Below are 4,136 nucleotides of genomic sequence, written 5' to 3' on the forward strand. Positions count from 1 at the left end.
TTCAGCGCCGAGAACACCGTGCCCGCGCTGACCCTGTACCGGCAGTCGTTCCGTCCCGGCGCGCTGGACGAGCCGTACTCGATGATCGGGGTGTCCCGGACGTCCCCGGCGTGGCCGGGGTTGCGGATGATGCTCAGCACGGTGTCCCCCCGTGCGGCCAGCAGCCGGGACAGCCGCAGCGCGATCTGCCCGTGCCCGCCCGCGATCACGATGTTCATGCCGCGATCGTAGGACGCGGGGGGCCCGGACGCGCGGACGCGCGCCCGGGCCCCGCGGACCGGTTCCGCTCAGCGGCGGCGCTTGATCCGCGTCCCGGCCCTGGAGCCGTTGATCGCCTTGACCGCCTTGGCCATCAGCTGGTCGTCCATCACGTTGATGAGGTCGCCGTGGTCGGTGACCGGGTCGTGGCCCGACTCGGGGAAGCTGTCCAGCGCGAACGCCAGCGGCTTGGCCGGCAGGTTGTAGGCCAGGGTCATCCGCAGCTGCGGCACGGCCTTCGTGCCCTGCGGGCACTGCCCCGTCCGCGGGTCCGCGAACCGGATGTGGTCGCGGTGGTTGGCGCTGTCGGTGTTCTGGCCGTCCCAGCAGCTCGGGAAGTTCAGCACGCGCTCCACCTTGCTGCCGCGCGGGCACAGCGGGTACTTGTCGGTGAACGCCCGGTTCTCGAAACCGCTGCACGTCCAGCTCGCGTGCGCGTTCTTCAGGCCGTTCGTCACGGCCTTGGCGTCACCGGTGGCGACGCGGATGAACCGCGGCATCGCGGTCACCTTGGCGCGCGGGTTGCCGAGGTACTGGATCTTGACGCTCGACGGGGTGACGATGCTGCCGACGTTGCCGTCCGCCTGGCTCTGCTGCGCCCGGTCCGAGGTGTCCTGACCGCCGCGGAGCCGGATCACCGGCCAGAAGTAGGCCGACTTGTCGCCGTTGGTGCACGTCGTCCCGGCGGCGGCGAAGGTCTCGTCGGTGGAGAACGCGTTCGTGTCGAGATTGCCGACGTAGTCGTGGATGTGGTGCGCGCCGTTCACGACGCCCGGGGCGGCGAGCACGTTGTCGGGGTTGCTGTGGGCCTGCCCCTTGTTCACGCCGCAGCTGGACGCGAACACGCCGGTCGACGCCTGGCGGCCGCGGCGGGGCTGCCGCACGCGCGGCGCCTTGCGGATGTCGACGAACTGGTCCGCGCGCAGGCTCGGATTCGCCGGAGCCTGCCCACCGTTCTGCCCGCCGTTCTGCCCGCCATTTTGGCCGCCATTTTGGCCGCCGTTCTGGCCGCCGTTCTGGCCGCCGCCGGGCTGCTGGCCGCCCTGCGGGTCGGCAGGCGGAGTCGTCTGGCCGCCGTCGATCGGGCCGCCGTCACCCATCTGGCCACCGTCACCCATCTGGCCGCCGTCGCCCATCTGGCCGCCGTTCTGCTGGCCTCCCTGGGGGTCGGTCGGCTGGGCCGTCGGGTCGGTCGGCTGGGCCGTCGGATCCGCCGCCGCGGCAGGGATTCCCTGGTAGACCGTCGCGACCAGGGTCAGCGCCGGGATCAACGCGGCGAAGGCTTTCTTCTTTCGTCCCATCGAAAAACTGCTCCCTTTGCGGGGTGTACGTCAGTGCAGAGCGCGCCTGGGAACCAGGCCCGTGCTCTCCAGCAGCGACATGTGCGTGTTGACGAATTTCAGGCACCGTTCGGCGAACGCGCGGATCTCCGTGTTCTCGGTCGCCGCGCGCACCTTGGCGATGACCGTGAAGACCTGTCCGTGGGCGGCACGCAACCGCAGCACGAACGTCTTGTCATAGTCGGCGCCGTATTTTCCCGACATCTCCCTCAGCCAGCTCTTCTGGCTGCCGTTGGGCTCGTTGGGAAGGAGCACGCCCAGTTTCTGCGCCTCGGCGCGGGTGTCGGCGTCCAGCTGCATGTGCTGGCGCATGATGATCTCGCCGACCTCCTTCACCCGGGGGCTGGACGCGCGCTGCGCGGCCTGCTGCCCCGCGGGCATCTCCCAGAGCCCGGCCTGCCGGACCTTGACCAGGAGCTGCCTGTCCAGAGTGCTGAGCCGGCCCCAGCGGGTGTTGACGGTGCCACCGAGGTTCGCCGCGCCGCTCGCGGGCGTGCCGACCGGGCTCATGACGACCGCGAAGGCCGCCACGACGGCGGCCGCGGCCGCCAGCACCAGCAGCAGGCGTCCTTTGCCGAGGCGCGGGAGCGTGCGCTTTCCGGCGATTCCGTAGGATTTCCTCAAGGGCTCTCGTCCCTCCTTTCAAGGATCTCTCGACGGACCCGGCGCGGGTTCGTCCGGAGATACGCAGCGGAACGCCCGGGGGGTTCAACGATGTCCACCTGTTGTCATTTTTTTCTGCGCCGGGAATTCAGCGCCGCGAGGGCGTCCCGGGGACTCCGCCGACGACGCGGAGCGCCAATGCGGGGCACATCGCGACCGCCTTCTGAACGTCCTTCTCCATCCACGAGGGAATGTCGGTTCCGAGCACGACGGGAAAGCCGTACCGGTCGAGCTGGATCAGCTCGGGCACGAGGTAGGCGCACAGGCCGTGCCCGTCGCACCGGCTCCAGTCGATCGCGACCCGCCCCTCCGTGCCGTCCGGCACCGGCAGCGGCAGCACCCCGTAGGTCGACTGGCCGCACCCGCCTCCCCACCGGTGCGCGTCGATGTCGGCGGTGAAGGCCTCCATCGCCGACAGGACGAACTTGGCGGTCCCGTCCGGGTGGGAGCAGGCGCCGCGCCCCCGGCCGACGCCGGCGGCGCGGCGCACGTCCTCCACCGTCCCGGCCCCCTCGGTGAGCGCCATCAGGGACCGGACGACGTCGGGCAGCCCGAGCCGGCACGGCCCGCACTGCCCGGCCGACTGCGCCGCGAGGTAGGAGGCGATCCGCGTCACCTCTCCGAGGGGGCAGGTGCCCTGCGTGAGCGGCAGGATGATCCCCGCGCCCACCGTCCCGCCGACGCGGCGCATCCCGGCGCGCGACAGGACCGCTCGCGACACCGCGGCCGGGTCGAGCCACATCCCGTGGTAGCCGCCGACGAGCACGCCCGGCGACGCCGGCACCTCGCAGTGGTCGAGGACGGCCCGCAGCGGCGTGCCGAGCGGCGCCTCCACGACCTGCGTCCCGCCGATCGTCAGCAGCGTGGTGCCCGGCTCGTCCTCCGTCCCGGCCGAGGCGTACAGGTCGGGGCCGAGGGAGACGAGCACCGCGAGCTGCGCGAACGTCTCGGTGTTGGACAGCAGGGTCGGGAAGCCGTCCACCCCCGAGTCGGACGCGCGGACCTTGACCCCCGGCGGGATCGGCGTCTCCCCGTTGATCGCGCGGATCACCGCGCCGCTCTCCCCCGAGATGAACCGCTCGGTCAGCCGCACCACCCGGGCCGGCATCCGCCGCTCGCTGATCGCGGCGCGGACCGACCGGGCGGCCTCGTCGCTCTCGACGGCCAGCACGATCCGCTGGGTTCCGAGCGCGCTCGCCGCGATCTGCGCGCCGTCGAGCACCAGGTGCGGCGCCCTGCCGAGCAGCACCTTGTCCTTGGCGCTGCCGGGCTCGCCCTCGGCGCCGTTGACCACCACGACGACGTCCTCGCTGGACCCGCGCTCGTCGCCCCTCTCGCCGGGCAGCAGCGCGGTCCGGTCGGCGGTCGGGTGGTTGACCCGCGCCGCGACCGCCATCAGCTTGCGGGCGAACGGGAACCCCGCCCCGCCGCGTCCCCTCAGGTCGACCTGCTCGGCCATGCGCACCAGGTCGTCCAGCGCCGGCGCGCGGAGCCTGCCGTGCACCGCCAGGTGCCGGTCGAGGTCCAGCCGGTCGAACCGGTCGAACCCGAGCGTCAGCCGCGGCCCGCCGATGTTGGAGACGGTGACGGTCGAGGTCATCGGATGACCTCGGTGTCACGTCCCTGCCCGGTCACGGGCATGCCGCGCGGGTCCGCGACGGTCTGCCGGGAGTCCGCGAAGTCGCGCGGGTCGTCGAGGTCGCGCCGGCCGCCGAAGTCCCGCCGGCCCCCGAAGTCGCGCCGGTCGTCGAGGTCGCGCGGATCGTCGAACCGGTCCTCCGCCGCCCGGGCGCGTGCCCTCGCGGCGGCATGTAGAGGCGGAAGTAGTTCTGCAGGGTGATCGTGGCGAGCGTCTGGTTCTCGTCCTTGATCGCC

Annotated in this window: 4 protein-coding genes and 1 pseudogene; all 5 read right to left on the reverse strand. The window is 72.2% G+C overall.

The features are described from left to right. Positions 1–218: pseudogene (locus AB0K37_RS40610) on the reverse strand (hypothetical protein); the annotation flags it as partial. A gap of 69 nt (positions 219–287) precedes the next feature. Then, the gene (locus AB0K37_RS40615; protein WP_363991166.1) at positions 288–1,559 is read right to left on the reverse strand and encodes a DUF1996 domain-containing protein; all 1,272 of its coding nucleotides are present in this window, start codon (positions 1,557–1,559) and stop codon (positions 288–290) included. A 30-nt stretch (positions 1,560–1,589) separates the two neighbouring features. Then, positions 1,590–2,222: a DUF4142 domain-containing protein gene (locus AB0K37_RS40620; RefSeq protein WP_345185837.1), complete on the reverse strand. Its 633-nt coding sequence runs from the start codon at positions 2,220–2,222 to the stop codon at positions 1,590–1,592. A 127-nt stretch (positions 2,223–2,349) separates the two neighbouring features. Continuing rightward, positions 2,350–3,861, reverse strand: a complete 1,512-nt coding sequence (locus tag AB0K37_RS40625; RefSeq protein ID WP_363991169.1) for a ferredoxin — start codon at positions 3,859–3,861, stop codon at positions 2,350–2,352. Beyond that, positions 3,858–4,136 (reverse strand): hypothetical protein (locus AB0K37_RS40630; RefSeq protein WP_363991172.1); only part of this gene is annotated, 279 nt, incomplete at its 5' end. The genes AB0K37_RS40625 and AB0K37_RS40630, both read right to left, overlap by 4 nt.

Origin of the sequence: Actinomadura sp. NPDC049753 (genome assembly GCF_040674655.1) — a bacterium.
In the GTDB taxonomy this organism is placed as follows: domain Bacteria; phylum Actinomycetota; class Actinomycetes; order Streptosporangiales; family Streptosporangiaceae; genus Spirillospora; species Spirillospora verrucosospora.